4 protein-coding genes are annotated in these 3142 nt (G+C 42.9%); 1 reads left to right on the forward strand and 3 read right to left on the reverse strand.

All coding sequences use genetic code 11. From position 1 onward, the window contains the following. Window positions 1–151: 151 nt before the first annotated feature. The gene (locus L0J61_RS10230; protein WP_301466341.1) at window positions 152–604 is read left to right on the forward strand and encodes a GNAT family N-acetyltransferase; all 453 of its coding nucleotides are present in this window, start codon (window positions 152–154) and stop codon (window positions 602–604) included. 111 nt (window positions 605–715) lie between these two features. Here L0J61_RS10230 and L0J61_RS10235 read toward each other — a convergent pair whose 3' ends face one another. The 3 genes from L0J61_RS10235 to L0J61_RS10245 all read right to left on the reverse strand — a co-directional run bounded on the left by L0J61_RS10235 (window position 716) and on the right by L0J61_RS10245 (window position 2963). Continuing rightward, a complete protein-coding gene (locus L0J61_RS10235; protein WP_301466342.1) occupies window positions 716–1000 on the reverse strand; it encodes a pyrimidine/purine nucleoside phosphorylase in 285 nt (94 codons plus the stop codon). A 37-nt stretch (window positions 1001–1037) separates the two neighbouring features. Then, window positions 1038–2133 (reverse strand): peptide chain release factor 2 gene (gene prfB, locus L0J61_RS10240; RefSeq protein ID WP_301466343.1). Its coding sequence is split into 2 segments (ribosomal slippage): window positions 1038–2060 and window positions 2062–2133, totalling 1095 coding nucleotides; the frame shifts between segments, so codons are not numbered across the junction. A gap of 128 nt (window positions 2134–2261) precedes the next feature. Continuing rightward, window positions 2262–2963: an HAD family phosphatase gene (locus tag L0J61_RS10245; protein ID WP_301466344.1), complete on the reverse strand. Its 702-nt coding sequence runs from the start codon at window positions 2961–2963 to the stop codon at window positions 2262–2264. Window positions 2964–3142 lie beyond the last annotated feature (179 nt).

Genomic DNA, 3142 nt, shown 5'->3' on the forward strand with positions numbered 1-3142 from the left:
GCCAAAGTAATATACAAAGTGGCATAGAAAATCAAATATGGCACTGGGATAGATTTTTTTGCAGCTATCTTCCCAACGCACCGTCAATGCTATAAAACCCACTTTATGTTCAGTATTTTTAACATAAAATCAAATAAAAAATAGGTCAACTATGACAAATGGCAATATAAAAATAGCGGCAATATCCAATGCCCGGTACGATGACTGGTTGGATTTATGGCAGCGTTATCTGGTGTTTTATGAGACCAGCTTGTCCATAGCTACAATGGAAACCACATGGCAAAACTTGCTCAATAGTGACGTGCCTATTGATGGGTTTGGCGCATGGCAAGGTGATACATTAGTCGGCATTACCCATGTAGTAATCCATCCAACGACTTGGAATAGTACGGCATGTTGCTACCTACAAGACCTGTATGTCAGTGAGTCCGTGCGTGGTCAAGGCATCGGACGTGCCCTGATCGAGCTTGTCTATGAGTTTGCTCGGAACAGGCACTGCAACCGTGTTTATTGGACGACGCAAGAAGGCAACACAACCGCGCGCAACCTGTATGACACCATTGCCACTCAAACTGATATGGTGCAGTATCGTAAAAACTTATAGTTGATAAATGGTCACTCATAAAATGATCAAAAATACCGCACACCCACAAAAAAACGCCAAGCGTTAAACACTTGGCGTTAATTATTTGATCTGACTATAATCTAAAAATTGTTATTTACCATATACACATAAGTACGCTGTCTCAACGTCAACTTTGACGTTGAATTTTTGGTTGGCTTCAACCGTAAACTGCTCACCGGCATTGAACGTCTGCCACTCAGTACTCTCTGGTAATTTCACCGTCAATGCACCGCTCACCACACTCATGGTTTCAAACTCGCTAGTACCAAACTCGTACTCACCGATGCTCATGACGCCGATGGTCGCAGGCTTAGTCGCTGTTTGAAAGGCAATAGAAGTCACTTTATCGTCAAAATAATTATTCACGCTTGGCATAATGTTTCCTTAATTAGATTTTAGTTTTAACGGTTTTTTATAGTCCAGCTTTTAGACTTGCTTCGATAAACTGATCCAAATCGCCATCTAAGACAGCGCCAGTATTGAAGGTTTCAACGCCGGTGCGCAGGTCTTTAATACGTGAGTCATCGAGCACATAAGAGCGAATTTGGCTACCCCAACCGACATCAGACTTGTTGTCCTCGACCGCTTGCTGTTTTTCCATGCGTTTTTGCATTTCTAGCTCGTATAATTTGGCACGTAGCATTTTCATTGCTGTCGCTTTATTGCCATGTTGACTGCGCTCATTCTGGCAAGTCACGACCACACCACTCGGCTCATGAGTAATACGTACTGCTGAGTCAGTGGTGTTTACATGCTGACCACCCGCTCCAGATGAGCGATAGGTATCGATACGTAAGTCCGCAGGATTGATATCAATCTCTACGTTGTCGTCGATTTCAGGCGAGACGAAGACAGCTGCAAACGAGGTATGACGTCCGTTATTGCTATCAAATGGTGATTTACGAACCAAACGATGCACGCCAATTTCGGTACGTAACCAACCAAAGGCATAATCACCCTTAATCTCAATCGTGGCTGACTTAATACCTGCCACACTGCCAGATGATACCTCAATCACATCAACTTTGAAGCCATGCGCTTCTGCCCAACGAGTGTACATGCGCAGCAGCATTTCTGCCCAATCTTGCGCTTCCGTGCCACCACTGCCTGACTGTATATCTAGATAGCAGTTGTTAGGGTCCATCTCGCCACTGAACATACGGCGAAACTCTAAATCTGCTACTCGCTCTTCTGCGCTATCCAATTCTGCTTGCACATCAGTTAGCAATGATTCATCTTCTGCCTCTACCGCCAGCTCTAGCATCGCAGATGCATCTTCTAAGGTTGTCTCCAGTGAGACGACCACATCGATGACACCGTCCAGATGACTTTTTTCTTTATTGATCTTGGTCGCGCGCTCTGGATCATTCCATAGCTCAGGATTTTCCAACTCTAGATTAACTTCTTCTAAGCGCTCTTGCTTACCATCGAAGTCAAAGATACCTCCGCAAGTCCTGCCCACGCTCAGATAAATCTTTGATTTTCTCTTGGTACGGATTAATTTCCATAAGTGTTCCTGTTTTAAAAATAAATGTCTAATTGATGCACCGACATTTTAAATGAGATTGTCACGCAATGTCTGACTAATTACTATCAACCCTGTATCAATATATTGAGCCGCCTACTATTAAGCAGCCTAAATCGACCAATCCTCTACTGCCCAGCGATGTGCCAGTGCGTGTGCGTGTAGTGCCTCATCAGGGGAGACGCAGACAGCAACATCTGCCCATTCAAGCAGTGGAATATCATTCTTAGAGTCTGAGTACGCATAGGTTTTTCCAAAGGTCACGCCAGCCAATTTTTGCTCATCTAGCCATCTATCTAAATGATAAATTTTACCTTCTTTAAAGTTGGGCTTGTCGGTAAGTTTACCAGTGTAACGCTCGTTTTTGATCTCAAGTGGTGTCGACAGTACATTGACCGCTTCTACACCAAAACGCTTGGCGATAGCAGACACAACAAAATCATTGGTTGCAGAGATAATCACCACTTGGTGACCTTTTTCAATATGCTGACACAACACTTCCATCGCTTTTGGACGGATATTCGGCTCAATTTCTTCTTTGATGTACGCTTCTCGCAGCTCATGAAGTCTGTCCATCGGCAGCGTACTTAAAAACTGGGCAACAAACTCATTGTATTCTGTCGCATCAAGCGTGCCTTCGATATAGTCATTATAGAACTTTTGATTTGCGGTGCGATATTCGGCTTCATCAACCAACTTATGCTTAACAATATACTCACCCCATAGATAATCACTGTCAACATCGAGCAATGTATGATCCAAATCGAAGAGTGCCAGTTCTTTTTGAGCCTGCTTTGTATGAGATGCTTGCATTGTAAATGCCTTATTATTGTTAATAAAAATTATTGTAAGGGAGAATTATTGTAGGTGAAAAATTGAATACTGTACAAAGTGCTGATGCCAGAAACGACCACGACCCTTTGTAACGATCAACTTGCGTGCAATACCACTTATATAGTTGTTTTTATGGATATAATACTTCACTTTTAATT

This window comes from Psychrobacter sp. (genome assembly GCF_030457785.1).
GTDB lineage: Bacteria > Pseudomonadota > Gammaproteobacteria > Pseudomonadales > Moraxellaceae > Psychrobacter.

Excerpts from the sequence above, each read along its gene's own strand:
- L0J61_RS10230 (WP_301466341.1), top strand. The coding sequence starts at position 152 with ATGACAAATGGCAATATAAAAATAGCGGCAATATCCAATGCCCGGTAC.
- L0J61_RS10245 (WP_301466344.1), bottom strand. The coding sequence starts at position 2,963 with ATGCAAGCATCTCATACAAAGCAGGCTCAAAAAGAACTGGCACTCTTC.
- L0J61_RS10235 (WP_301466342.1), bottom strand. The coding sequence starts at position 1,000 with ATGCCAAGCGTGAATAATTATTTTGACGATAAAGTGACTTCTATTGCC.